This window comes from Falsirhodobacter halotolerans, from assembly GCF_022899245.1.
Taxonomy (GTDB): Bacteria; Pseudomonadota; Alphaproteobacteria; order Rhodobacterales; family Rhodobacteraceae; genus Falsirhodobacter; species Falsirhodobacter halotolerans.
Genome location: NZ_JALJAZ010000001.1, coordinates 110,636 through 137,088 on the forward strand (window position 1 = coordinate 110,636; position 26,453 = coordinate 137,088).

At 66.7% G+C, this 26,453-nt stretch carries 20 protein-coding genes; 14 read left to right on the forward strand and 6 right to left on the reverse strand.

Annotation, left to right across the window (positions count from 1 at the left end):
- Positions 1 to 26: 26 nt before the first annotated feature.
- Together hemH and MU449_RS00530 are read right to left on the reverse strand one after the other, a co-directional pair.
- Positions 27 to 1,043, reverse strand: coding sequence for a ferrochelatase (gene hemH, locus MU449_RS00525; RefSeq protein ID WP_244736021.1), 1,017 nt, complete (start codon positions 1,041 to 1,043; stop codon positions 27 to 29).
- Between the two features lie 48 nt (positions 1,044 to 1,091).
- Entirely contained in the window at positions 1,092 to 1,877 is a 786-nt protein-coding gene (locus MU449_RS00530) for a methyltransferase domain-containing protein (protein WP_244736022.1), read from the reverse strand.
- 24 nt (positions 1,878 to 1,901) lie between these two features.
- Here MU449_RS00530 and MU449_RS00535 point away from each other — a divergent pair, with 24 nt between their 5' ends.
- The 8 genes from MU449_RS00535 (at position 1,902) to MU449_RS00570 (ending at position 8,881) form a co-directional block, all read left to right on the forward strand.
- Entirely contained in the window at positions 1,902 to 2,609 is a 708-nt protein-coding gene (locus MU449_RS00535) for a ComF family protein (protein WP_244736023.1), read from the forward strand.
- Between the two features lie 28 nt (positions 2,610 to 2,637).
- On the forward strand, positions 2,638 to 2,895 hold the full coding sequence (gene grxC, locus MU449_RS00540) for a glutaredoxin 3 (protein ID WP_244736024.1): 258 nt from the start codon (positions 2,638 to 2,640) through the stop codon (positions 2,893 to 2,895).
- Entirely contained in the window at positions 2,895 to 3,338 is a 444-nt protein-coding gene (locus MU449_RS00545; RefSeq protein WP_244736025.1) for a MarR family winged helix-turn-helix transcriptional regulator, read from the forward strand. The genes grxC and MU449_RS00545 overlap by 1 nt, the downstream gene beginning before the upstream one ends.
- Positions 3,328 to 4,059, forward strand: a complete 732-nt coding sequence (locus tag MU449_RS00550; RefSeq protein ID WP_244736026.1) for an NAD-dependent epimerase/dehydratase family protein — start codon at positions 3,328 to 3,330, stop codon at positions 4,057 to 4,059. Before MU449_RS00545 ends, MU449_RS00550 begins: the two co-directional genes overlap by 11 nt.
- Positions 4,056 to 4,673 (forward strand): sugar transferase, encoded by a 618-nt coding sequence (locus MU449_RS00555; protein WP_244736027.1) that lies wholly within the window; start codon positions 4,056 to 4,058, stop codon positions 4,671 to 4,673. Before MU449_RS00550 ends, MU449_RS00555 begins: the two co-directional genes overlap by 4 nt.
- 117 nt (positions 4,674 to 4,790) lie before the next feature.
- Positions 4,791 to 6,680, forward strand: a complete 1,890-nt coding sequence (locus MU449_RS00560) for a polysaccharide biosynthesis protein (protein ID WP_425309729.1) — start codon at positions 4,791 to 4,793, stop codon at positions 6,678 to 6,680.
- Between the two features lie 73 nt (positions 6,681 to 6,753).
- Complete coding sequence (locus MU449_RS00565; RefSeq protein ID WP_244736029.1) at positions 6,754 to 7,977, forward strand: capsule assembly Wzi family protein; 1,224 nt, start codon at positions 6,754 to 6,756, stop codon at positions 7,975 to 7,977.
- Between the two features lie 67 nt (positions 7,978 to 8,044).
- Complete coding sequence (locus MU449_RS00570) at positions 8,045 to 8,881, forward strand: YihY/virulence factor BrkB family protein (RefSeq protein WP_244736030.1); 837 nt, start codon at positions 8,045 to 8,047, stop codon at positions 8,879 to 8,881.
- Here MU449_RS00570 and MU449_RS00575 read toward each other — a convergent pair.
- Complete coding sequence (locus tag MU449_RS00575) at positions 8,875 to 12,723, reverse strand: translocation/assembly module TamB domain-containing protein (RefSeq protein WP_244736031.1); 3,849 nt, start codon at positions 12,721 to 12,723, stop codon at positions 8,875 to 8,877. The genes MU449_RS00570 and MU449_RS00575 overlap by 7 nt on opposite strands.
- Positions 12,723 to 14,519 carry an autotransporter assembly complex protein TamA gene (locus MU449_RS00580; protein ID WP_244736032.1) on the reverse strand — a complete coding sequence of 599 codons (1,797 nt, stop codon included), beginning with the start codon at positions 14,517 to 14,519 and terminating at the stop codon, positions 12,723 to 12,725. The genes MU449_RS00575 and MU449_RS00580 overlap by 1 nt, the downstream gene beginning before the upstream one ends.
- A 140-nt stretch (positions 14,520 to 14,659) precedes the next feature.
- Between MU449_RS00580 and xylB the strand changes: the two genes are divergently transcribed.
- Both xylB and MU449_RS00590 read left to right on the forward strand, forming a co-directional pair.
- Positions 14,660 to 16,096 (forward strand): xylulokinase, encoded by a 1,437-nt coding sequence (gene xylB, locus MU449_RS00585; protein ID WP_244736033.1) that lies wholly within the window; start codon positions 14,660 to 14,662, stop codon positions 16,094 to 16,096.
- Between the two features lie 71 nt (positions 16,097 to 16,167).
- On the forward strand, positions 16,168 to 17,676 hold the full coding sequence (locus MU449_RS00590; RefSeq protein WP_244736034.1) for an FAD-dependent oxidoreductase: 1,509 nt from the start codon (positions 16,168 to 16,170) through the stop codon (positions 17,674 to 17,676).
- Here the strand turns inward: MU449_RS00590 and ubiG are convergent.
- Positions 17,649 to 18,383 (reverse strand): bifunctional 2-polyprenyl-6-hydroxyphenol methylase/3-demethylubiquinol 3-O-methyltransferase UbiG, encoded by a 735-nt coding sequence (gene ubiG / locus MU449_RS00595; RefSeq protein WP_280517616.1) that lies wholly within the window; start codon positions 18,381 to 18,383, stop codon positions 17,649 to 17,651. The two genes, MU449_RS00590 and ubiG, sit on opposite strands and share 28 nt — an antisense overlap.
- A 57-nt stretch (positions 18,384 to 18,440) precedes the next feature.
- Here ubiG and pip point away from each other — a divergent pair, with 57 nt between their 5' ends.
- The 4 genes from pip (at position 18,441) to radC (ending at position 23,516) form a co-directional block, all read left to right on the forward strand.
- On the forward strand, positions 18,441 to 19,424 hold the full coding sequence (gene pip / locus MU449_RS00600; RefSeq protein ID WP_244736035.1) for a prolyl aminopeptidase: 984 nt from the start codon (positions 18,441 to 18,443) through the stop codon (positions 19,422 to 19,424).
- A 162-nt stretch (positions 19,425 to 19,586) separates the two neighbouring features.
- Positions 19,587 to 21,488 (forward strand): molecular chaperone DnaK, encoded by a 1,902-nt coding sequence (gene dnaK / locus MU449_RS00605; protein WP_244736036.1) that lies wholly within the window; start codon positions 19,587 to 19,589, stop codon positions 21,486 to 21,488.
- Between the two features lie 67 nt (positions 21,489 to 21,555).
- A complete protein-coding gene (gene dnaJ / locus MU449_RS00610; RefSeq protein ID WP_244736037.1) occupies positions 21,556 to 22,695 on the forward strand; it encodes a molecular chaperone DnaJ in 1,140 nt (379 codons plus the stop codon).
- A 74-nt stretch (positions 22,696 to 22,769) separates the two neighbouring features.
- A complete protein-coding gene (gene radC / locus MU449_RS00615; protein WP_244736038.1) occupies positions 22,770 to 23,516 on the forward strand; it encodes a RadC family protein in 747 nt (248 codons plus the stop codon).
- A 31-nt stretch (positions 23,517 to 23,547) separates the two neighbouring features.
- Here radC and secA read toward each other — a convergent pair whose 3' ends face one another.
- Positions 23,548 to 26,250 (reverse strand): preprotein translocase subunit SecA, encoded by a 2,703-nt coding sequence (secA, locus tag MU449_RS00620; RefSeq protein WP_244736039.1) that lies wholly within the window; start codon positions 26,248 to 26,250, stop codon positions 23,548 to 23,550.
- Positions 26,251 to 26,453: the final 203 nt, after the last annotated feature.

Sequence of the window (26,453 nt, forward strand, 5' to 3'; positions counted from 1 at the left end):
CGCCTTTTTCAATTCCAAGGGCCGGATCAGATCCAGCCCGCCAGATTTTCGTGGATGATCGCGGCCAGCGCGGCGATATGGGCCGGGCGGTCGTTCAGGCAGGGGATATAGGTGAACGTCTCGCCCCCCGCATGAACGAAGGCCTCACGAATCTCGCCCTCGATCTCCTCCAGCGTCTCGATGCAGTCGGCGGAAAAGGCGGGTGCGACCACGGCGATGTTCTTGCGGCCCTGCCTGGCCAGTTCGGCCACATGTTCGACGGTATAGGGTTTCAGCCACTCCTCTGGGCCGAAAACCGACTGGAACGTGGTGTGGATCGCATCCTTCTCCCACCCCAGCGATTCGCGCAGAAGCCGCGTCGTTTTCTGGCATTGGCAGTGATAGGGGTCGCCCTGCATCAGATACCGCTTGGGCATCCCGTGATAGGAGGCGACGAGCACCTCCGGCTTCGTGTCCATCGCGTCCCACGCCTCACGCACCGAATCGGCCAGTGCGGCGATGTAGGCGGGATGTTCGAAATATTCGGCCACGGTGCGGGCGGCGGGCGCGCGGAACGCCCCTTGCAGGGCGCGGAAGAACGAATCGTTCGCGGTGGCCGTGGTCGCCCCCGCATATTGCGGATAAAGCGGCAGGAACAGGATGCGGTCGCACCCCGCCTCGATCATCGCCTTCACCCGCGATTCGGTGGAGGGATTGCCATAGCGCATGCAGAAATCGACCATCACCTCCGGCAGTTCCGCCGCCAGTGCCGCGGTCTGCGCCTTGGTGATCGTCATCAGCGGGCTTTCCCCGGCCTCGTTGTTCCAGATCGATTTGTAATTCGCGCCCGAGGTGAAGGGCCGTTTCGCCAGGATCACCGTCTGCAACAGCGGTTGCCATTTCCAGCGGGGGTAATCGATCACCCGCCGGTCGGACAGGAATTCCGACAGATAGCGGCGCATGTTCCAGTAGTCGTAACCGTCCGGCGTGCCGAGGTTGGCGATCAAGACGCCCACCCGTTTCGGCGGGATCGCGGGGTGGCCGGGGGGAAGGGTCTGGGACATGGGCGGCTCCTATGGCTAGGGCTGGAGATACGCGCCTGAACGGGGGCGTCAATCCTTCGGGCGCAAGGCGTCCGCCAGCCGGTGGGTGGCCGATCCCGGTCGCAGGGGCTGCGGCTGGCCCGGATGCGGGGCCCACCCCGTCAGCCAAACGAGATCGAACGTCGCGGGAATGCGCCCTTCGGCATCGGCATGATCGGCCTGATACCGCGCCGCCGCCCCCAGCAGAACGCCGCTGCGGGTGAACCGGCGCGGCCGTGCATCCAGGGCCGAGGTTTCGCCCATCCCCCGCAGATCATGCATCAGATGCAGCGCGTCGCGATAGCGGACGGTTCGCCGGTCCGCATCCGCCACCGGCAGCGCCAGCCCGGCGCGCGACAAAAGCGCACCCAGATCGCGAATGTCGGCCATGGGGAGGATGCGGGGGGACAGGCCGCCCGTCACCTCCGCCTCGGCCGCCGTCAGGGCGGCGCGCAGCTCGCGCAATGTCTCGCCGCCGAAGCAGACGGCCATGAACAGCCCGTCGGGGGCCAGTGCGCGGCGGCATTGCACGACCTGCCCCACCGGATCATCGGCCCAATGCAGGCACAGGGCGTGGATCACCAGATCATGCGCGCCGTCCGTCAGATCCAGAAGATCGGCATCGGGCACGGTGGCAAAGCCCGGCCAGAATTCCGGGAACGGTGTCACGACCACGGGCGACGTAAAGGTTCTGTTAACCTCGCTCAGTCTTTCCTGCGTCTCATGCGCGACATCCGCATGCAGGAACAGCGCCTCCGTGCGGGCGCGGGTCCGGTGGCGGGTCAGGGCAGGGCGGTCGGTCAGCTTGGGCGTCATGGACCGGAATGTGTGGGGGCGGGAATGGGAATGCAAGCGGTGCTGCGGGTGCTCTATCCCCCCGCCTGTTTCTGCTGTGGAGAGGGTGTGGCCTCGGGCGGGCTGTGCGGCCCCTGCTGGCGCGACACGCCCTTCGTGACGGGCGCGGTCTGTGATCGCTGCGGCACACCCGTGCCGGGGGCCGAGGATGCGGAGGCCTGCGACGATTGCCTGCGGATGCTGCCGCCCTGGGATCAGGGGCGCGCGGCCCTGATCTATGGCGACAATGCGCGGCGGATGGTGCTGGCGCTGAAACATGGCGACCGGCAGGATCTGATCGCCCCCGCCGCGCGCTGGATGGCGCAGGCGGTGGCCCCGATCCTGCGGCCCGACATGCTGGTGGCCCCCGTGCCGCTGCATTGGACGCGGCTGATCCGGCGGCGTTTCAACCAGTCCGCCCTGCTGGCCACAGGGCTGGCGCGGGCCACCGGCCTGACCGCCGCGCCGGCCCTTCTGACCCGCACCCGCCGCACCGCGAGCCAGGACGGACGCGGGGCCGCCGCCCGGTTCGAGAACGTCTCGGGCGCGATGCGCGTGCGCCGCCCGCAGGCGGTGCCCGGGCGTGCGGTTCTTCTGGTGGACGACGTGATGACCACCGGCGCGACCCTTGCGGCGGCGGCAGAGGCCTGCCGCGACGCAGGCGCCGCATATGTTGCGGTCGCGGTGCTGGCGCGCGTGGTCAAAACCCCCTAGATATGGTGGACCAAAACGGGAGAAAGACATGGCCACCGTCGAGATCTACACCACCCCCACCTGCCCCTTCTGCCATTCGGCCAAGGCGCTGCTGTCGAAAAAGGGTGTGGCCTTCACCGAAACCGACGTCAGCCGCGATCCCGACCTGCGGGCGAAGATGGCCGAACGCGCGGGCGGCCGCCGCTCGGTCCCGCAGATCTTCATCGACGGACAGTCGGTGGGCGGCAGCGACGACATCCACGCGCTGGACGCGCAAGGCAAGCTCGACGCGCTTCTGGCTGGCTGATGATCGACCGCACCGACGATCTTGCGATCACCTTGTTCGGAGAGCTGTTCATGGCCGATCAGCTGGCCCGAAACCGCATATCCAAGGTGCTGCCGAAAGGCATGGAGCTGTCGCATTTCGGCGTTCTGAACCATCTGGCCCGGTTGAACGAGGAACGGACCCCGGCCCAGCTGGCCAAATCGTTCCACGTCACGCGCGGGGCGATGACCAACACGCTGGCCAAGCTGGAATGGGCGGGGCATGTCCATATCCGCCCCGACTGGGACGACGCGCGGCGCAAGTTCGTCGGCATCTCGCCTTCGGGGCGGCAGGCGCGGGATGCGGCGGTGCATGCGATCGTTCCGATCATCGGCGGCGTGGTGAAAACGCTGGGGGCCGATCGCGTGCGCGCGGTTCTGCCGGTCCTGCGCGAGATGCGGGTGCGGTTCGAAGATGCCGACTGACCTGATCGTCACCGGGGCCACGGGGCGGCTGGCGCGCCTTCTTCGGCCCCATTGGCCGGACGCGATCTGGCTTGCGCGGGGCGATGCCTGGCCACAGGGGCGGGGCGGCACGATCCTGAATCTGGCGGGCGTCACCGATCCGCAGGGCCCGATGGAGGACAACGTCACCACGGCCGCCGCCGCGTTGGCCGAGGGGGCGCGGCGGGGCGCGCGGGTGTTTCTCATGTCCTCGGCCGCGGTGTATGGCACCGCGTCGGGCGATCTGACCGAGGATATGGCCCCGACGCCGGTCAGCCCTTACGGCGCAGCCAAGGCGCGGATGGAGGATCTGGCGCGGACGGCCCAGATCCCCGTTTGCGTGTTGCGTCTGGGCAATGTGGCGGGGGCGGATGCGCTGCTGCGCGCGACCCCGCCGGTCACGCTTGATCCGGTGGCGGGGGGGCGGGGGCCGGTGCGGTCCTATATCGGTCCCGCCACGCTGGCGCATGTGCTGCGGGCGTTGATGCACATCCCCGATCTGCCGCCGGTCCTGAACATCGCCGCCCCCGGACCCGTCGCGATGGCCGACCTTCTGGATGCCGCAGGCCTGCCTTGGGCGTTCGGCCCCCCGCGCGCCGGCGCGATCCCCCGCGTCGCCCTCTGCACCGCCCGGTTGCAGGCGCTGGTGCCCCTGCCCCCCGCCGATCCTGCGGCGATGATCGCCGAAGGGCGGGCCGCATGACGCCGGGAAAACGCCTGCTCGACCTCGCGCTGGTTGTGGTGCTGGCGCTGATCCTCGCGGTGCCCTTCGTCGTTCTGGTGGGGGTTCTGCTGATCGCGCAGGGGCGGCCGATCTTCTATGTCGCCGAACGCATGAAGGGCGTGGACCGGCCGTTCCGCCTGTGGAAGCTGCGGACCATGCGCCCCGCCGGCCCGAATGAGGGGGGCGTGTCGGGCGGCGACAAGTCCGACCGCGTGGGTCGCATCGGGCGGCTGCTGCGCAAGACCCGCGCGGACGAGATTCCGCAGCTTTGGAACGTCCTGCGCGGCGACATGAGCTTTGTCGGCCCCCGCCCCCCGCTGCGCAGCTATGTCGAGCGGTTTCCCGATCTTTACGCCCGCATCCTGCGCAACCGCCCCGGAATCACCGGCCTCGCCTCCTTGCATATTCACGGATTTGAGGAACGGGTGCTGACCCCCTGCACCACGGCAGAAGAGACGGACGCCGTCTATGTCCGTCGGTGCATTCCCCGCAAGGCGCGCCTCGATCTGATCTATCAACGCCATCAATCGGTGTGTTTCGACCTGTGCCTGATCCGCGATACCGCGAAACGGGTGATCTTCCGGCGGAAATAGGTCCGGTCCGCGCAGGAGTGCTTGTTGCGCCGTCCGAACCGTTCTAAGTCTTGAACGGTCTTATTTTTGTGCAGCCCCAGCGGTAGGATTCCCGATTTGCCATCGCCCAGAAATCATGTGTTTCGAATGGTCGATGCGCTGTCGCGAAAGCAGAAGCAGGCGGTTATCCTGACGCTGGATCTGATCCTCGCGCCGCTCGCGCTGCTGCTGACCTGTTCGCTGATCCACAATGTCCCCTTTCCCTTGTGGCTGTGGGGCCAGGTGTTCCCGCTGCTGCCCGTGCTGTCGGTTCTGGCGGGGGCGCTGTCGATGCTTCTGGGCATCTATCGCATCCAGTTGAAGGCGTTCGAGGTGTTGGCCATCGGCAAGGTCGCCGTCGCCTCGATCCTTCTGGGCCTGATGATGGCGGGCCTGATCCGCATGACGGATGTGCCGCTGCCGGGGGCGGCGGCGATCGTGTTCGCCCTGTTGTCCTTCCTGATGTCGGTCGGCGCGCGATATGGCCTTCTTTACACGTTGAAATGGGTGCTGCGTCAGGGAAAGCCCCGCCACAAGGTCCTGATCTATGGCGCGGGGACCACGGGCATCCAACTGGCGGCGGCGCTGCGGTCGCATGACAGCATCCGGCCGGTGGCGTTCGTCGATGATGGCGTGGCGGTGCAGGGTTTGACGATTTCCGGCCTGACGGTGCTGCGCCCCGACCAGATCGCCCAGGCGGTGCAGACGATGGGGGTGCAGCGCGTTCTTCTGGCGATGCCGTCCGCCTCGCCCGCGCGGCAGGCGCAGATCGCGCGGCATCTGGAAAAGCGCAAGCTGAAGGTGATGACCGTCCCATCCTTTGCCCAGTTGGTGGGCGAGGAGAAGCTGGTCGATCATCTGGCGCCGGTCATTCCCGGGCGGTTCCTGAACCGCCGTCAGGTGGAATCCGTGATGCCCGAAGGGGCCGAGGCCTATACCGACCGCGTGATCGTGGTGTCGGGGGCGGGCGGGTCGGTTGGATCTGAACTGTGCCGCCAGTTGATCGTGGCCCGGCCCCGGCGGCTGGTCCTGTTCGAATCCTCGGAAATCGCGCTTTATACCATCGACCGCGAATTGCGCGACATGGCCGAGGATCTGGGCGTTCTCATCACCCCGGTTCTGGGATCGGTCACCGATGCCCGTCTGGCGCGCATGGTCATGAACGATCACGCTGCCGAGGTGGTTTTCCATGCCGCCGCCTACAAGCACGTCCCGCTGGTGGAGGGGAATCCGATCGCGGGGCTGGCCAACAACGTTCTGGGCACCCGCACCTTCGCCGACGCCGCGCATGAGGCGGGGGTGGCGCGGTTTATCCTTGTGTCCACCGACAAGGCCGTGCGCCCGACCAACATCATGGGCGCGTCCAAGCGTCTGGCCGAACTGGTGATCCAGGATCTGGCCCTCCGGTCGCGGGGAACCGTCTTCTCCATGGTGCGCTTCGGCAACGTCCTCGGCTCGTCCGGGTCGGTCATTCCGCTGTTTCGCGACCAGATCGCGCGGGGCGGTCCCGTGACCCTGACGCATGAGGATGTGACCCGGTTCTTCATGACCATCGCCGAGGCGGCGCGTCTGGTGATGCTGGCGGGATCCTTCGCGGGGCAGGACAGCGGGGGCGAGGTGTTCGTTCTGGACATGGGCAAGCCGGTCAAGATCCGCAATCTGGCCCAGCAGATGATCGAAGCGGCCGGATATACCGTGCGCGACACCGGCAATCCCGATGGCGATATCGAGATCGTCGTGACCGGCCTGCGCCCCGGCGAGAAGTTGCACGAGGAACTTCTGATCGGCGAAGGACTTCTGACCACGCCCCACCCCAAGATCATGCGCGCCCGCGAAGAGGCGCTGAGCGAGTTGGAAATGGCCAGCGTCCTGCGCGCCCTGCGCACGGCGGTGGCCTTGGGCGATCCCGAAGCCGCGCGCGACGTGGTGCGTCGCTGGGTGGCGGGATATGTCGAACCGGCACCACTGCAGGCGGTTTCCGCCCACTGACCCTCTATTGCGGTTGCCTTGGGATACACGTCTCCGTTATTCCGAAGGCGTAATGATCAGTGTGGGTGTGGCGATGCGGAAAATTGTTCTGGGGTTTGGTGCCCTTGCCTTGTGCACGGGGTCGGCCCTGGCGCAGGACGCGGGCCGCTTCACGGTGACCCTTGGCGGCACCACCAGCCCGACCCTGGGGCAGCGCCCGATCCTCGGCTTCGGGGATGACGGGTTCGCCGCCCTCGGCTATCGCCATCAGGGCGCGCGTCTGGGCTACAATCTTGAGGTGTCGGGCGAAAGCGACGGCGACGGCGTGCGTCTGGATCGCAGCTATGTGGAGACGTATTGGGGCGAGTTCACCTTCGGTCTGGGCGCGATCGACCGCAACTGGGGGCCTTCGCGCCACACCTCGCTGATCATGTCGTCGAATGCGCGGCCCTTCGCTTCGGCCTATGTCCAGAAACGCGAATACAGCGCCTTCGACACACCGCTCCTGTCGTGGATCGGCCCGTGGAAGGGCGAGGTTTTCCTGGGTCAAAGCGACAGCCCCGGCAATCCCGACAACACCAAGCTTCTGGGTATGCGCCTGCAGCTGCAACCGGTCACGGGGTTCGAGATCGACCTTGTTCGCACCGCGCAATGGGGGGGCGAGGGGCGCCCCGAAGGTTTCGGCGATTTCATCGATACCCTGATCGGGCGCAGCAATTCGGCAACGGAACCGGACGCAAACCAGTTGGCCGGTCTTGGCCTGTCCTATACCCTGCCGGAAAACATCGCGCCCATCCGCGTCTATGGGCAAGCCATCGGCGAGGATGAATCGGGCGGCCTGCCCTCCTGCTTCATGTATCTGGCGGGGGTCGAGGGGCGCGGCCAGTCCTTCGGCGTGCCGACCACCGTCACCGTGGAAGGGGCCACGACCGAGATCGCCGATTCGACAAACGGTTTCTGCGGCGACGGCACGGCCTATACCAACTTCTTCTATGATGGCGGCTATACCAACGAGGGCGTGGTCATGGGCGCGCCGATGGACACCGATTCGCGCATGGTGCAACTGGCCGTCACGCATGAACTGTCCAATTTCGACGTGAACTGGTCGCTCGGCTATTACGTCATCAACGCGCCCAGCCTTCCCGATCACCGCCTGACGGCGGAACGGACAGAAGGCGGGATCGTCCGCGTCGGTGCCTCGCGCGATTTTGCCGACCTGTCGGTGCTGGGCGAGGTCACCTATCAGTCCTTCGATCTGGAACGTGCGGGCCAAGACCGTGGCTTTGGTGTCGGCCTGCGTCTGGCAAAATCCTTCTGACGGTTGCCGTCGGGGCAGGGGTCGGCCCATACTATGGGCCGGATTTCGCCCATGAAGGGACCATCATATGCCATTTTCGTCGTCATGGGCGTGGCTGAAGCGCCTCCATGCCCGCACCGACGCCGCCGATCTGTTCATGATCGCGGCCGGAATGGCGTTCTACGGCCTTCTGTCGATCTTTCCCGCCGTCGCCGCCGTCATCGCGATCTGGGGGTTCGTGGCGGACCCCGTCGTCATTCGCGGTCAGCTGGAGCTGGCGCGCGATTTCCTTCCCGGCGATGCGTTCAGCCTGATCTCCACCCAGGTCGATTCGCTGCTGGCCACCAATTCCCGTGATCTGGGCTGGGCGACGCTGGTCTCCACCATGCTGGCGCTGTGGTCGTGCCGGGCGGGGGTGGCCTCGCTCATCACCGGCATCAACACGGTGCACCACCTGCCCGCGCGCAGCGGGGTGATGCATGTCATCCGGGCGCTGTTCCTGACGATCACGCTGGTCGGGGTCGTCCTGTCGGCGATGGTGCTGGCGGTGGTGATGCCGGTTGTCATCCGCTATCTGCCGCTGGGGTATGGGCAGTCGGTCCTGCTGGAATCGCTGAACTTCGCGCTGGGGCTGGCTTTGGTGGTGTTCGGCATCGCGCTGGTCTATCGCCTTGGCCCCAACCGCCCGGCGGGAGAGCCGCGCCCGGTCTTCACCCGCGGCCTCTTGATGTCGGTCCTGCTCTGGGCGCTGATCTCACGCGGGTTCGTGTTCTATCTTAGCAATTTCCACAGCTACAATCAGGTCTATGGCTCCATCGGGGCGGTGATCGCGCTGCTGATGTGGATGTATCTGTCGGGATTCGCGATCCTGCTGGGGGCGGCGGTCGATGCCGACCACGCCGCCCGCCGCCATCGCCGTCAGTAATCGCGTTCGTAGAAGATGCCGAGGCCGGTGGATCCATCCCCCGTCCCGGTCGATCCGCGCACCGTGACATTGTCCGTAAGGTCGTAGTTCAGGCTGATCTCGCTTTGCCCCTGCGAATCGACCTGCACCTCGGTATAGGTGTCGGCGGCGATGTATTTCCCCGCCCGCACCGCCGCGTCGCCGCTGTCGTTCGTGGTCACGTCCAGATCGTCCAGCCCGAAGCTTTTGCGCAGGTTGCCGATGATGCCGTCCCCCCCGCGTCCGGCCAGCGTGGCCACGGCGGACGCAAGTTGCGCCGCCTGGAACGGCGAGATCGAGGACAGGTCGCGGCCGAACAGCAACTGCGCCAGAACCTCCTCCTGCGGCAGTTCCGGGGTGGAACTGAACGTCACCTCCGGCGCATCCGCCGGGCCGACGATGTTGACATAGCTGGTAACGCCGCTGTTCTCGCTGGCCGCGCGGATGTTCAGATAGGGGACGAACTCACCCTCCATCGTGATGGCCGCCTCGCTCAGGTTCAGGCGGCGGCCGAGGATGTCCAGACGGCCGCGCACCAGTTCGAACGCGCCGATCGGCACGATGTTGTTGGTGGTGCCCGTCAGCCGCAACTGGCCCCCGAATTCGGATTCCAGCCCCCGCCCGCGCACGAAGATGCGGTTCGGGGCCGAGATGGTCAGATCAAGGTTCAACCCCGCCGAGGCGCTGCTGCCCTGGGTCCGCCCGTCCTCGTCCAGAAGGCGGGCGCGGGCGCGGGTGGACCGGACGGGCGCGGTCTCGTTCACGTGCTGCAGGCGGGGCAGGGTGCCCGCGCCGCCCAGACCGCCCGAGGGCACCTGCACCTCGGTCTCCTCCAGCACGATGTTGCCCGCCACGGTGCCGTTTCCGGCCAGCGGTCCGGTCAGGCGGACCGTCCCGCCGGTGGTGGTGCGATACAGCGTGGGATCGCTGAACACCGCGCGGTTCAGCGTCACCGTCAGGTCGCTGTTGAACGGATCGGCCAGCCCGACCGAGCCGCCGACCGAGATGCTGCCCCCGTCTTCGGGGGCGGCGCTGGCGGTGATGCGGGCGACCGGCCCGGCCAGCGTGACCGTCGCGTCGATGGCGTTCATCGCAAGGTTCAGTTCCGGGTCGGCAAAACGCGCGCCTTGCGTGCGGATCGTGCCGTTCACCGACTCCAGCGCCAAGGGGCCGTTGACCCGCAGGTCGAACTGCACCGGCCCCGCCACGCTGCGCGGGCTGAGGAACGCGTTCGCCAGCGCCGCCTGCGCGGCCCCCGTCAACGACAGGTCGGCCCGATCAAAGGCCGCGCCCAGATCGCCGTTCACCCGCGCGTTGATCCCGCCCGGCCCCTGCGCCGTCAGATCGAGGCCATAGCGGTCGGGCCGTTGCTGCACCGTTCCCGACACCGTGACGGCGCCGGGAAACTGCGGCACCAGAAGGCCCAGATTGGCCAGCCGCGCCGTCAGGTTCAGGTCCTGCCCATTCTGCGCCGCCGTGCCGGTGGCGTTCACCGTGATCTGTGGGTTCTGCACATTCGCCCGTTCCACGATCACCGTGCCGTTGGTGATCTGTGCTGCGGCGGAAATGGTGGAGTTTCCGCGCAGCAGGCGATCCGCCTCGGCCTGCGCGACGGAGATGTTCCGTGCCTGCCCCTCCACCGTCACACGTGCGTTTTCCGGCGTGCCCTGAAAGGTCGTCACCGCGTTCACCGCCCCGGAATATCCCCGGCCAAGCGCGGTCAGATCGCTCAGGTTCAGGCGCGCGGTCACGTCGCTGCCCTCGGTCGAAAGCCGCCCTTCGGCGGTCAGGTCCAGCGCGCGGGCGTTGACCACGGCCTGCCGGATCACGGCGGCGCCGTTGTCCAGTGCCGCATCCAACCGAAGGCTGGATGCCCCGCGAAGCAGGCCATCCGCCTCCGCGATGCCGGTGCGGATGTCGGTGCCATCGGCGGTCAGGGTGATCTCCCCCGCCTCGGGCGTGCCCGTGAAGGTCACGGCGGCAGCGGCCGCCCCGGCATAGGGCGCGCCCAGAACCGAAAGGTCCCGCGCGTCGATATTCGCGGTCAGGTCGCTGCCGGTGGAGGCGATGAGCCCCTGCGCCTCGGCCGTCAGCCCTTGGGCGTTCACCGTCAGATCGCGGATGCGGGTGCCTGCCGTGTCGCGCAGTGTCGACAGATGGATGGTGGAGGTGCCGCCAAGCAGCCCGTCCACTTGATCGATCCCGACCTGAAGATCCGTGCCGGTCACATCGGCCACGGCGTCAAAGCCGCCTTCCAGCACGGTATAGCGGCCCGACACGGTCGCGGTTGCCGCCCCCGCCAAGGGGCGGCCGGCCAGCGTCGCCGCGCGGCTGATATCGGCGAACCGCGCCCCGATATTGCCGGTGATGGTCATCCCCGTGCTCAGCCCCTGGAACACGGCATCGGCGGTCAGGCCGTAATCCTCGCCGTCCAGCGCAAGGTTCGACAGGCGCAGCCCATCCTCGCCCTGCACCCAGACGATGTTCGCCCCACCTTGGATCGTCGGCCCCAGCGCCTCGTTCAGGGCGGGATCGGCGGCGGCGAGGCCCGTGGCGGCCAGCGTCAGATCCGCCGTCACCTGCTGCGCCGCGCCCGCGACGATGCGGCCCGTGCCGTCCAGCGCCAGCGTGTCGGCGTCGAAATCGGCGCGGTCCAGCCCCGTGATCCGCAGGCCCCCGCGCCAATCCTCGGACTGGGCGGCATCGAACGCCACCTCCAGATCGGCGGAGGTCACGCGGGTTTCCTGCTCCGTGGTCAGCGGCAGCAGCACCGGCTGCCCGTCCGGCGCGGCGATCCGCCCCGTCAGGTCGATCCGGTCGGGCAGCCCGTCGGCCCCTATGGTCACCGCCCCGTTCAAGGCCAGTTGCTGCGCCACCAGCGACACCGCGGGGATGTCCAGCACCCCGTCCGTCGATTGCGAGCCTTCGACCTTGAGCGCCAGGTTGTCGCCGAAGAACTCGGCATAGTCCGGCAGGAACAGCGGGGCGGCGTTGCCCGACAGGTCCGCGGCAAAGCCCAAGGGACCCTCCACCGGCGACTGGATGCGCACATCCCCCGCCAGACGCGGCTGTTCGTCGGTCGCCAGCGCAATGTTCGCGGTGAAATCGTCGATGGGCCCGGTGCCCGCCACCGTCAGGTCGATCGACGGCGCGCCCGGAAGGCCCAGCTTGCGCGTGACCAGACCGTCCGCCCCTTCGGCCACCGTCAGGTTGGTGACCAACTGGCGGTTTTCGTTGGCATAGCTCGCCTCAAGATCCAGCGAGAGCTCCTGCCCGTCGGTCCGGGCGATGTCCAGCGTGATCGACCCTTCACCATTGGCAAGGGACAGCGCGCCTTCCAATGAGGCCACGACATCTTCGCCCACAAGACCTTCGCCCAGCTCCAGCCGGTCCGCCGCGATGCGGCCGACATTCACGGATACGGGCAGTTGCGGCAGGCTGAACGGGGTGGCCTCCGGCGCGGGGGCCGCCTCCAGCCCCTCGGGGACCTTGGGCGTGCGGGCGACGATGATTTCGGCCGCGGTCAGTTCGGTCACCTGGAACTGGCGGCGGAACAGGGCCGACCGGTTCCAGTCCAGCACCACGTCGCGCAGGGTCAGCCAGACGCCGTCATCATCGGCGATGGTCAGTTCCTGCAACGTGGCGCGCGAGGACAGCGCGCCCTGAAATCCGCGAATGTCCACATTCACGCCGGGGGAAGAGAGGTTGTCCTCGATGATGCCTTCCAGCCAGCCGCGATCCTCGTCCGGGGTCGAAGGGGCCACATCCTGCGCCAGCGCGGCGCAGGGCAGGGCGGTGATGAGAAGAAGTGCCGTGATCCGCATCAGAATGCCTGCCCTATACCCACGTAGATCTGGACGCCTTCGCCCGTATCGCCCGACACCGGGGTCGCGATGTCCAGCCGGATCGGCCCCACGCCGGTGTCATAGCGCAGGCCGATGCCGGCGCCGGACTGTTCGCGCATGTCGGAAAAATCGCTGGCCCCGATGCGGCCCGCATCGAAGAACCCGACCAGGCCGATCGTGTCGGTCACCATGACCCGCGCCTCCACCGCCGCCGCAAGGAAGGCCGCGCCGCCGATCTTGTAATCTTCGTTCCCCGGAATGGGGTTCACGCCCAGCGATTGATAGGGTTGCCCCCGAACCGACCCGCCGCCCCCGGAATAGAACAGGTATTCGCGCGGCGTGTTCAGCAGGTCGGTCCCGAAGACCTGCCCCGCCTGCACCCGGCCGGCAAAGGTCACCCGGCGCGGCGTGCCAAGGCTGTAATAGCCGCGCCCGTCCAGCGTGGCGCGCAGACCGGAATCGGCATCGCCCGCCCCCGCGAAGGGTTCGATCGTGGCATTGGCAAACAGCCCTTCGGTCGCGTCCAGCGCGTTGTCGCGCGTGTCGTAGATGGTGCCGAGGGGCAGCGCCAAGGTCTTGTAGTCATAAGTGCCCAGATCGTCCTCCACCCGCGACTGGGCATAGGTCAGGCCGATGCTGGTCGTCAGTTCCTTGCTGATGACATGGGTGAAGCGCAGGCCCAGATCGAACCCGTCCGAGGTGAAGTCTTCCTCGTCCAACCGCTCGATCCCGATATTGACGGCGGCGGTGGTGTCCGCCGTGATCGTGGCGGGGCGTTCCAGCGTGGCGCCCAAGGAATAGTCGCGGCCCGAATTCTGCGCGCCGATATTTTCCACCGCCCCGTCGATCCGAAGCCGCTCCCCCCCGCCCAGAAGGTTGCGGTGGAGCCAATAGGCGGTGACCGACGCCCCTTCGGAGCTGGAAATCTCGGCCCCCACGCTGTAGCGGCGGGGAAGCTGTTCCACCACCGTGGTGGTGATGGGCAGAAGATCGGGGGCCAGAATGTCCCCTTCGGTCATCGCGACCGACGAAAAGATGCCCGTGCGCCGCAGCCGGTTGGCCGACGTGTCGAGTTCCTCGGGCGAATAGGTCTCGCCCTCGGGCAGGCCCGCGATCTTCTCGATCCGCCTTGGGTCCATCCGTTGCTGGCCCTGCACGGTCATGGGGCCGAAACGCAGCTGCGGGCCGGGGGCGATGCGCACCTCGGCCGACAGGGCGTTGGCGCGGTGGTCCGCGATCAGGCGTTCCTGCGCGACATCGGCCTTGGCGTATCCCGCCCCGCGCCAGCCGTCGATGCCGGCGCGCACCGCTTCGGCCACAAGGCCGCTTTCGGCAACCTCGCCCACCGCGAAGCCGTCGGGGAATTCCGACCCCTGGACATAGGGGGTGACGGTGGCGCGGGAAAAGCGGAACTGCGGCCCCGGATCCACGCGGATGACGATGCGGCGGATGGAGGCGGGGTCGGGGGCGTTCAGCGGCGGGATGGAGGCGACCTCGCGCCCGTCGATGGTGATGTTGATCACGGGGGAGTAGCGGCCAAGGGCATACATCGCGCCGACCAGACGGCCGTAATCGGCCTGCGCCGCGCCGAACAGCTCGTCCCAGCGGTCGCGTTCCGCCGACACTTCGGCGGTCAGGGAGGCATTGCGCAGCGTGTCGGTGATGTCCTTGTCGTTGCCGACCACCTGGAACACCACCGCGTCCAGCGCCTGCGCACCCGTCGTGGAGGCGATCCCGATCGCCGCCGCGATCCCCCATGCCTTCAGTCGTTCCACCCGTGCCCCCGATCTTTGTTCTTTTGGCGACTATATGCGCCAAACCCCCAATTGGAAAACGATTCCGGCGCGGGATTGGCAAGGGACGGCGCAATCGTGATAAGGGTGCGGCACCAAGGACGCATACAAGGGATGGCGGCATGTATATCGGGCTGGATCTGGGCACATCGGGGCTGAAGGGCATCCTGATCGACGACACGCAGACGGTCCTGGCCGAAGCGACGGCCCCCCTGACCGTGGAGCGCCCGCATTCCGGCTGGTCCGAACAGGACCCCGCCGCTTGGATTGCCGCCGCCGACGGGGTGATGCGGGCGCTGGCCGCGCAGGCCGATCTGGGCGCCGTCCGGGGCATCGGCCTGTCGGGCCAGCAGCATGGGGCGGTGACGCTGGACGCCTCGGACGCCGTGCTGCGCCCGGCGATCCTGTGGAACGACACCCGCGCCCATGTCGAGGCGGCGGAACTGGACGCCGATCCGCGGTTCCGGGCCATCAGCGGCAACATCGTCTTTCCGGGCTTCACCGCGCCGAAGCTGGTGTGGATGGCGCGGCATGAACCCGACCTGCGCGCCCGTGTGGCCAAGGTCCTGCTGCCCAAGGATTACCTGCGCCTGTGGCTGACGGGCGATCATGTGGCCGAAATGTCGGACGCGGCCGGAACCTCGTGGCTGGACACCGGCGCGCGGGACTGGTCGGACGACCTCTTGGCCGCGACGGGTCTGGGGCGGGACCACATGCCGCGTCTGGTGGAGGGGTCGGACGTCTCGGGCACCTTGCGGGCGGCGTTGGCGCGGGACTGGGGCCTGCCCCCGGGCGTGGTGATCGCGGGCGGGGGCGGGGACAACGCGGCCTCGGCCATCGGGGTGGGGGTGGTGAGGCCGGGGGCGGGGTTCGTCTCGCTCGGCACCTCCGGCGTGCTGTTTGCCGCGACCCAAGGGTATGCCCCCGCGCCCGACACGGCGGTGCACAGCTTCTGCCACTCCCTGCCGGATGCCTGGCACCAGATGGGGGTGATCCTGTCGGCCACCGATGCGGTCAACTGGTATGCCGGTCTGGTCGGACAGGATGCGGCGACCCTGGTGGCCGAGGCGGGGCCGTTGCAGGCCCCCGGGTCGGCGGTCTTCCTGCCCTATCTGGGTGGGGAACGGACCCCCCTGAACAATGCGGGCATTCGCGGGGGCTTTGCCGGACTTGCCCATGCGACCGACCGCGCGGCGGGCACGCGGGCGGTGGTGGAGGGCGTGACCTTCGCCATCCGCGATTGCCGCGACGCGCTGGCCCGCACCGGCACGCGGCTGGACAGCCTGATTGCCGTGGGCGGCGGATCGCGGTCGGACATGTGGCTGTCGATGTTGGCAACCGCGCTGGGCGTGGTCGTCCATCGTCCGGCGGCGGGCGATTTCGGCGGGGCCTTCGGCGCGGCGCGGCTGGGAATGCTGGCCGCCGGCGCATCCGCTGACATCCTGACCCCCCCGCCGGTGGAGCGGAGCTTCGAGCCGGACACCGCCCTTGCCGACGCGTTCGACGCCGGTCATGCGCGCTATGCCGCGCTGCGGGATGCCATCGTAGCACTGGGCTGAGGAACCGCACCCCGTCGGTCCCGTTGATCCTTCAGCCACGGCGCGCCGCGCCCCAGCCGGAGGATCTTTCCATGCCCGACGACACGCCCGACCTGACCAAGGGAATCGACGCCAAGCTGCTGGAGGATGGTGCCATCGTATCCGGCACGGTGGAGGGGAAGGCGGTCATCGTCCTGCGTCAGGGCGGCACCCTGCGCGCGCTGTCGGGCCAATGCACGCACCTGAAGGCCCCGCTGGAAAAGGGCGCGGTGATCGACGGCGAAATCCGCTGCCCGTGGCATCACGCGCGGTTCGATCTGGAAACGGGCGAGGCGGTGGGGGCCCCGGCCTATGCGCCCCTGTCCTGCTACCGCGTGGTGGAGGTGGATGGCCGCGTCGTCGTGCATCCGCGCACGACACGGCCCGAACCCGCACAGGCCCCCGCCGCGCCGCGCGTGGTGGTGATCGGCGGCGGGGCGGCCGGCCACGCGCTGGCCGAGATGATGGCCCGCCATGGGCAGGGGAAACGTGTCACCGTGATCATGGCCGATCCCGACCGCCCCTATGACCGGACCTTCTGTTCCAAACAGTATCTGGCGGGGAAAAAGGATATGGAGGACACCTTCCTGCCGGATCTGCCGGGCGTGGATCTGCGCACGGGGGCCGAGGTGGAGCGGATCGACCCCGCTGCGAAATCGGTCACACTGACCGATGGAACGGTGGTGGACTATGATGATCTGGTTCTGGCCACCGGGGCGGAGCCGAAACGGCCCGAATTCGACGGGATGGACCGCACCAACGTCCACACCCTGCGCACGCTGGACGACGCCACCCGCCTGATCGACGCGGCAAAGGGGGCGGAGCGCGCGGTCATTCTGGGCGCGGGCTTCATCGGGTTGGAGGTGGCGGCAGCGCTGATCGGGCGCGATCTGTCGGTGGAGGTGGTGGATCGCGGCGATCTGCCCATGGCGAAGGTGCTGGGACCGGAGGCCGGGGCCTTCCTGCGCGACCTGCACGAAAAGAAGGGCGTCGTCTTTCATGCCGGGCGGCAGATCGACGGCTTCGACGGAACGGTCGTGCATCTGGATGACGGCACGACGATCGAGGCCGACCTTCTGGTGATCGGCGGTGGTGTCGCCCCCCGCGTGGCCTTGGCCGAGGCGGCGGGGCTGGATCTGGCCGACCACGGAATCGCGGTGGATGCGACGCTTGCCACCTCTGTCCCGCACATCTTTGCCGCGGGGGATGTCGCGGCGACTCCCGACCCCCATGGCGTGGGACGCGTCCGCGTCGAACACTGGGTTCATGCCCAGCGGCAGGGCCAGTATCTGGCGCGGCGGTTCCTGGGGATGGAGGACGGCCCGTGGTCCGACACGCCGTTCTTCTGGTCGGGCCATTACGGCACGCAACTGCGCTATGTCGGTCATGCCAAGGCCGAGGATCGGACGATCGACGGCGATGTGGCGTCGGGCGACTTCGCCGTCCATTACCTCCAGGACGGCGAGGAGCGGGCCCTTCTGACCTGCAAGCGCGACGTCCTGTCCCTGGAAACCGAAGCCGCGTGGGACGCGGATCAGCGGCGCAGGCTGGCCGTGACGTAATTCACCGACAGGTCGCGGGCCGACAGGCTCCATGACCAGCCAAGGGGGTTGAACACCATCCCCTTGCGATCCACGGGATCGAGGCCCGCGCCACGCAGCAGGTCGAACAGTTCGTCCGGGGTGATGAACTTCTTCCAGTCATGCGTGCCCTTGGGCAGCCATCGCATGACCCATTCCGCCCCGACGATGGCCATGGCAAAGCTTTTCGGATTGCGGTTCAGGGTGGAGCAGATCATCAACCCGCCCGGCCGCAGCAGATCGTGGCAGGCGCGCAGATAGGCGGGGGGGGAGGCGACATGCTCCACCACCTCCATGTTCAGGACGACGTCGAACTGCTCTCCCGCCTCGGCCAGCGCCTCGGCCGTGGTGTGGCGATAATCGATCTCCAACCCCGACTGTTCGGCATGGATGCGGGCCACGGGAATGTTGCGTTCGGCGGCGTCCGCGCCCATGACCGTCGCCCCAAGGCGCGCCATGGGTTCCGCCAGCAACCCCCCGCCACAGCCGATGTCAAGGATGCGCAGCCCCTGAAACGGCCGCGCCGCCGTCAGATCGCGGTCGAACTCCATCGCGATCTGGGTGGTTATGTAATCCAGACGGCAGGGGTTCATCTGGTGCAGCGGCTTGAACTTGCCGTTCGGATCCCACCACTCGGCGGCCATCGCCTCGAATTTCGCAACTTCGGAAGGGTCGATGGTGGTGGTCATGGCAATCTTCCTCTTTTCGACGCGACAGCGGGCCGTTCCTCGCTATATAGGCGCAGGATGGAACAGAGGTCAGGCCAAAAGCGCGCAGGCGACAGTCTTTATCCCCCGATCGAGCCGTTCGACCGGCGGATCGTCGATGTGGGCGACGGCCATACGCTGTATGTCGAACAGTGCGGCAATCCGCATGGCGCGCCGGTGATCGTTCTGCATGGCGGGCCGGGGGGCGGCTGTTCGCCGATGATGCGGCGGTTCTTCGATCCGGCGCATTACCGCGTGATCCTGTTCGACCAGCGCGGCTGTGGCCGGTCGCAGCCCCGCGCCTCGGTCGCGGCGAACACGACTTGGCATCTGGTGGCCGACATCGAACGCATCCGCGCCGATCTGGGGGTGGATCAGGCGCTGATCTTCGGCGGCAGCTGGGGGGCCACGCTGGCGCTGATCTATGCCATCACCCATCCCGACCGCGTGACGGGGCTGGCCCTGCGCGGGGTGTTTCTTGGCACGCGGGGGGAAATCGACTGGTTCTATGGCGGGGGCGCGGGGCGGTTCTATCCCCTGAACTGGGCGCATTTCGCCCGCGCCGTGCCGGAGGAGGAGCGGGACGACATGATCGCCGCCTATCACCGCCGCCTGTTTCCGGGCGATCATCCCGATGCCGACCGTCTGGCGCGCATCTGGACGGGGTGGGAAAACGCGCTGGCCTCGGCCCATCACGACGGGGGCGTCAGCGAGGCGCCGCTGGACTACGCCCGCGTCTTCGCGCGGCTGGAGAACCACTATTTCCACAACCGCTGTTTTCTGGACCGGGACGACTGGATCCTGCACCACCGCGCGCGGATCGAACATCTTCCCGCCATCATCGTCCAGGGGCGGATGGACATGATCTGCCCCCCCGCCTCGGCCACTCGTCTGGCGGAGGGGTGGACCGGTGCCGATCTGCGGATCGTGCCCTTGGCGGGCCACGCTCTGTCCGAACCGGGGATCGGGTCCGCATTGATCCGCAGCTTGGATTTCTGGCGCGATACGGGAAAATTCGGCTGATATCACGCCCCCGTGACGCTTGCAGGCCCATATCACCCTCCTTATATACCGCTGCGTGGCCGGATGGGGCGATCATGCCTTGGTCGGTCGCATCTGGGATCGGGGCCAGGGGCCGTAACGGGCCTGGACCCATAAATCGCCGCTAAGAAGAGGTGCATGAACATGGCCAAAGTCATCGGTATCGACCTTGGAACCACCAACAGCTGCGTCGCCATCATGGATGGTGCACAGCCCCGCGTGATCGAAAACTCGGAAGGCGCGCGCACGACGCCGTCCATCGTCGGCTTCACCGAAGGTGAGCGTCTGGTGGGCCAGCCCGCCAAGCGTCAGGCCGTGACCAACCCGTCCAACACCGTATTCGCCGTCAAGCGTCTGATCGGCCGTCGCACGACCGATGCCGAGGTGACGAAGGACAAGAAGCTCGTCCCCTATTCCATCGTGGATGGTGGCAATGGCGACGCGTGGGTGGAAGTGCGGGACGAGAAATATTCCCCCAGCCAGATTTCCGCCTTCATCCTGCAGAAGATGAAGGAAACGGCCGAATCCTATCTGGGCGAGCCGGTGACGCAGGCCGTCATCACGGTTCCGGCCTATTTCAACGACGCCCAGCGTCAGGCCACCAAGGACGCGGGCAAGATCGCCGGTCTGGAAGTCCTGCGGATCATCAACGAACCGACGGCGGCGGCGCTGGCTTACGGCCTCGACAAGAAAGAGACGCGCACGATCGCCGTTTATGACCTTGGCGGCGGCACGTTCGACATCACGATCCTTGAGATCGACGACGGCCTGTTCGAAGTGAAATCGACCAACGGGGACACGTTCCTTGGCGGCGAAGACTTCGACATGCGGATCGTCAACTACCTTGCGGATGAGTTCAAGAAAGAGCATGGCGTCGATCTGACCGGCGACAAGATGGCGCTTCAGCGTCTGAAGGAAGCCGCCGAGAAGGCCAAGATCGAGCTGTCCTCCAGCCAGCAGACCGAGATCAACCAGCCGTTCATCTCCATGGGCTCCAACGGCCAGCCGCTGCACATGGTCATGAAACTGACCCGTGCGAAGCTGGAAAGCCTTGTCGCGGATCTGATCAAGAACTCGATCAAGCCGTGCCAAGCCGCGCTGAAGGATGCGGGCCTGTCGGTGAATGAGATCGACGAGGTGGTTCTGGTCGGCGGGATGACCCGTATGCCCAAGGTCATCGAGGAAGTGACGAAGTTCTTCGGCAAGGAGCCGCACAAGGGTGTGAACCCTGACGAGGTCGTGGCTCTGGGTGCCGCCATTCAGGCCGGCGTTCTGCAGGGCGACGTGAAGGATGTTGTGCTTCTGGACGTGACCCCGTTGTCGCTGGGGATCGAGACGTTGGGTGGCGTGTTCACCCGCCTGATCGACCGCAACACGACGATCCCGACCAAGAAGAGCCAGGTCTTCTCGACCGCCGAGGACAATCAGAACGCCGTGACCATCCGCGTCTTCCAGGGCGAACGTGAAATGGCCGCCGACAACAAGATGCTCGGTCAGTTCAACCTTGAGGACATCCCGCCCGCCCCGCGCGGCATGCCGCAGATCGAGGTGACGTTCGACATCGACGCCAACGGCATCGTGTCCGTGTCCGCCAAGGACAAAGGCACCGGCAAGTCGCAGAACATCACGATTCAGGCCTCGGGCGGTCTGTCGGATGAGGATATCGAGCAGATGGTCAAGGATGCCGAGGCGAATGCCGAAGGCGACAAGGCCCGGCGCGAGCTGGTCGAGGTGAAGAACCAGGGCGAGAGCCTTGTTCACGCCACCAAGAAGTCCATCGCCGAACATGGCGACAAGGTGGACCCGTCCACGGTGGAAGCGATCGAGTTCGCCATCGGCGCGCTGGAGGAAGCCTTGGCTGCCGAGGATGCCGGCAAGATCAAGGGCGCGATCCAGAACCTGACCGAAGCGTCGATGCGTCTGGGCGAGGCGATCTACAAGTCCCAGCAGGAAGCGGAGGGTGGCGCGGAAGCCCCCCGTGCCGCCGATGAGGACGGTATCGTCGATGCCGATTTCGAAGATCTTGACGACAACAAGCGCAAATGATCCCCCGGGATTGATGCAAGAAGGGGGCGGTCCGGCGACGGGCCGCCTCGTTCCATAAGGGACCCCGATGGCAAAACGTGATTATTACGATGTGCTTGGCGTTGCGAAGGGCGCGTCGGCGGAAGAACTGAAAAAAGCCTATCGCACCAAGGCCAAGGAGCTGCACCCCGATCGCAACTCCGACAACCCGCAGGCGGAGGCGCAGTTCAAGGACGTCAACGAAGCCTATGACGTGCTGAAGGACGCCGAGAAGAAGGCGGCCTATGACCGCTTTGGCCATGCCGCGTTCGAAGGCGGTATGGGCGGCGGCGGCGCGCGCGGCGGATATGGCCAGCAGGCCGACTTCTCCTCGGCCTTTTCCGACGTGTTCGAGGATCTGTTCGGCGATTTCATGGGCCGCGGTCAGGCGCGCAGCCGCGTGCAGCGCGGTTCGGACCTGCGCTACAACCTCCGCATTTCGCTGGAGGAGGCGTTCGCCGGATCGCAGAAGACGATCAACGTGCCCTCCTCCACCGCTTGCGATGCCTGTCATGGCACGGGGGCCGAGGGCGGCGCGGAGCCGGTCACCTGTCCCACCTGTTCGGGCATGGGCAAGGTGCGCGCGCAGCAGGGCTTCTTCACCGTCGAACGCACCTGCCCCACCTGCAACGGGCTGGGCCAGACGATCAAGAACCCCTGCAAGGTCTGTCACGGCGTGGGCCGGGTGGAGAAGGATCGCGCGCTGTCGGTCAACATTCCCAAGGGGGTGGAGACCGGAACCCGCATCCGACTGGCGGGAGAGGGCGAGGCCGGTCTGCGCGGCGGGCCGTCGGGCGATCTTTATATCTTCATCGAGGTGCAGGAACATGCCTTGTTCCTGCGCGATGGGGTGAACCTGTTCTGCCGCGTGCCGATCACGCTGGCCACCGCCGCCCTTGGGGGTGAGGTGGAGGTGCCGACCATCGACGGCGGCATGTCGCGCGTCAAGGTGCCCTCGGGCGCCCAGACGGGCAAGCAGATGCGCCTGCGGGGCAAGGGGATGCCCGCCCTGCGCGGGGCCGGTCAGGGCGACATGATGATCGAACTGGCGGTGGAAACCCCGGTGAACCTGACCGCGCGGCAAAAGGAAATCCTGCGGGAATTCGACACGCTGTCGGCCGACAACAATCCCGAAGGCAAAAGCTTCTTCTCCAAGGTGAAGGGCTTCTGGGACGGGATGAAAAGCTGAACGGGGCCGCCTTCGGGCGGTCCTTTCGTATCTGCATTAACCCCTTGTAAACCATCCTGCCGCATCGTGGCGGGATGACACCCGCATTTCACGAAGCCCCCGGCCTGTTCGATGACGAAGCGACGCCCGTCGCCGTCGCGGGCCGGATGCCGTCCTATATCTCCGACCATCGCAAACGCCTGCGCGCACGGTTTTCGGATGGCGGGGCGGTGGCGATGCCGGATTACGAGCTTCTGGAGCTGCTCCTGTTCCGCTCCATCCCCCGTCAGGATGTCAAACCGCTGGCCCGCCTGCTGCTGGACACCTTTGGCGACCTGAACCGGGTCGTCACCGCCCCTGCCGCCCGCCTGACGGCGGTAAAGGGGGTGGGAGAGACGGTGGCGCAGGATCTGAAGATTCTGGAGGCGGTGGCCCAGCGGATGATGCGCGCGCGGGTCATGCATCGGCCCGTGCTGTCATCCTGGGATGCGCTGCTGGACTATTGCCACACCGCCATGGCGCATCGCGAGACGGAGCAGTTTCGCGTGCTGTTCCTCGACCGCAAGAACGTCCTGATCGCGGATGAGGAACAGGCGCAGGGGACGGTGGACCATGTGCCGGTCTATCCGCGCGAGGTGATGAAGCGGGCGCTGGAGCTGAACGCTTCGGCCATCATCGTCGTGCACAACCACCCTTTGGGCGATCCGACGCCATCGCAATCCGACATCGCGATGACGGTGCAGATCCAGGATGCGGGGCAGGTTCTGGGCGTGACGCTGCACGATCATCTGATCATCGGCAAGGAACGGGAACTGTCCTTCCGCGCCTCGGGCTATCTGTGAAAAAAGGCGCCCCGCGGGGCGCCTTTTCATTTCAGGCCAGACGGCCGTGGCAATGCTTGAACTTCTCGCCCGATCCGCAGGGGCAGGGGTCGTTGCGCCCCACCTCGCCCCAGACCGAAGGATCGACGTCCTCGCTCGGCCCATCTTCCTGCAAGACCGGCTCCGACGCAGGCTCGGCGGGGGCCTCCTCCTGCTTCACGTTGATGCCGTGCTGCTGCATCATCTGCGCCAGCATCGCCTGCCGTTCCTCTTCGGTCAGCGGGCGGATCTGCGACAGGCGCTGCGTCACGTCATGGCGAAGCGAGCCGAGCATCGTGTCGAACAGGGCGAACCCTTCGGTCTTGTATTCCGACAGCGGATCGCGCTGCGCATAGCCGCGGAAGCCCACGACAGAGCGCAGATGCTCCAGCGTCAGCAGATGGTCGCGCCACTTGCCGTCGATGGCCTGCAGCAGCACCTGCTTTTCGATGTTGCGCATGTTCTCGGGGCCGAACTGTTCGGTCTTGGCCACCATCATCTCATCCGAGGCGGCGAAGATCCGGTCGCGGATGTCGGCCTGGTCCACGCCCTCTTCCGCCGCCCATTCCGGGATCGGCAGGTCCAACGTCAGAACCTCGCGCACATTGGCCTGAAGCGCCTCCGCCTCCCACGTGTCGGGATAGGATTTGGGGGGCATGTGCAGATCGACCATGTCCTCGATCACCTGATGGCGCATGTCCTGCGCGATCTCGGACAGATCGGAGGCGCCCATGATCTCCATCCGCTGGCCGAAAATGGCCTTGCGCTGGTCGTTCATCACATCGTCGAACTTCAGAAGGTTCTTGCGCATGTCGAAGTTGCGCGCCTCCACCTTGGCCTGCGCCTTTTCAAGGCTGCGGTTGACCCATGGGTGAACGATCGCCTCGCCTTCCTTCATGCCCAGCGTGGACAGGACCTTGTCCAGTCGTTCCGAACCGAAGATGCGCATCAGGTCGTCTTCCAGCGACAGGAAGAAGACCGAGCGGCCCGGATCGCCCTGACGGCCCGACCGGCCGCGCAGCTGGTTGTCGATCCGGCGCGATTCGTGGCGTTCGGTGCCAAGGACGAACAGCCCACCGGCGTCCAGCACGGCGGCCTTTTCGGCGGCATGGCTTTCTTCCACCTGCGCGCGGATGGCGTCGGGATCGGCCTCCGGATCGGCGGCCAGCGCCTCCATCACCTTGATCTCCACGCTGCCGCCCAACTGGATGTCGGTGCCGCGTCCGGCCATGTTGGTGGCGATGGTGACCGCGCCCAGCTTGCCCGCATCGGCGACGATCTGCGCCTCCTGCTCGTGCTGGCGCGCGTTCAGGACGTTGTGGGGGATGCCCGCCTGGTTCAGCAGGGCCGACAGCATCTCAGACTTCTCGATCGACGTGGTGCCGACCAGAATCGGCTGCTGCTTGGCGTGTGCCTCGACGATGGCCTTGACCGCGCCCTCGTATTTCTCGCGCGCGGTGCGATAGACCTGGTCGTGTTCGTCCGTCCGGTTCACGCCCCGGTTGGTCGGAACCTCCACCACGCCCAGCTTGTAGATTTCGCCGAACTCCTCCACCTCGGTCACGGCGGTGCCGGTCATGCCCGACAGCTTGTCGTAAAGGCGGAAATAATTCTGGAAGGTCACGGAGGCGAGGGTGACGTTTTCGGGCTGGATCTTCATGCCCTCCTTCGCCTCGATCGCCTGATGCAGACCTTCGGACAGGCGGCGGCCCTTCATCATCCGGCCGGTGAACTCATCCACCAGCATCACCTCGTCGTCGCGGATGATGTAATGCTGATCGCGCAGATAGAGTTTGTGCGCGCGCAACCCTTGGGTGACATGGTGCACCAGCGTCGTGCTTTCCGGGTCGTAGAGCGACTGATCCTCGGGCAAGAGGCCGGCCTTGTGCAATTCGCCTTCGATGAACTCGTTGCCCTCTTCGGTGAAGGTGACGTTGCGGGTCTTCTCGTCCAGCTTGAAATGCTCGTCGCTCAGCAACGGGATCAGCTTGTCCACCGCGACATATAGCTCCGACCGGTCCTGCGAAGGGCCGGAGATGATCAGCGGCGTCCGCGCCTCGTCGATCAGGATGCTGTCCACCTCGTCCACGATGGCGAAGTTGTGGCCGCGCTGCGCCATCTCTTCCAGCGAGTTCTTCATGTTGTCGCGCAGATAGTCGAAGCCGAGTTCGTTGTTCGTGGCATAGGTCACGTCGGCGCGGTAGGCCTCGCGCTTTTCGCCGTCCGCCTGGAAGGGATAGACGACGCCCGTGGTCATGCCCAGCTGCGCGAACACCTTCGACATCCAGCCCGCATCGCGCTTGGCCAGATAGTCGTTGACGGTGACGACATGCACGCCCTTGCCCGTCAGCGCGTTCAGATAGGCGGGGAAGGTCGCGACAAGGGTCTTGCCCTCGCCCGTCTTCATTTCGGCGATGTTGCCCTGATGCAGGAAGATCCCGCCCGCCAGCTGCACGTCATAGGCGCGCAGGCCAAGCGCGCGGCGCGCGCCTTCGCGGCAGGTGGCGAAGGCTTCGGGCAGAAGCTTGTCCAGATCCTCCCCGCCCTGGGCCCGGGCCTGCAGCTCGGCGGTCTTGGCCTTCAGGGCCTCATCGCTCAGCGGTTGAATCTCCGGCTCCAGCGCGTTGATCTTTGCGATCAGCGGGCGAACCGATTTGACGATCCGGTCGTTGGGCGAGCCAAAGACCTTTCGTGCGAGCGTTCCAAGACCGAGCATATTCTCTCCGGGTGAACCGGCGGAGGCCGGCTTCGTGACAAGATCGTGTGACGCTGCGGCCTTGTCCGGCCATTCCACCAGACATACAACGGAGGAAAGCCCCGGCGGCCCCGCGCTCGTGACGTATCGCGATGTAAGGGGGGATGGGTGCCAAGTCAACGTCGCGCACCCTGCGCGGCCCAAACGGAGACAATGATGCTGAC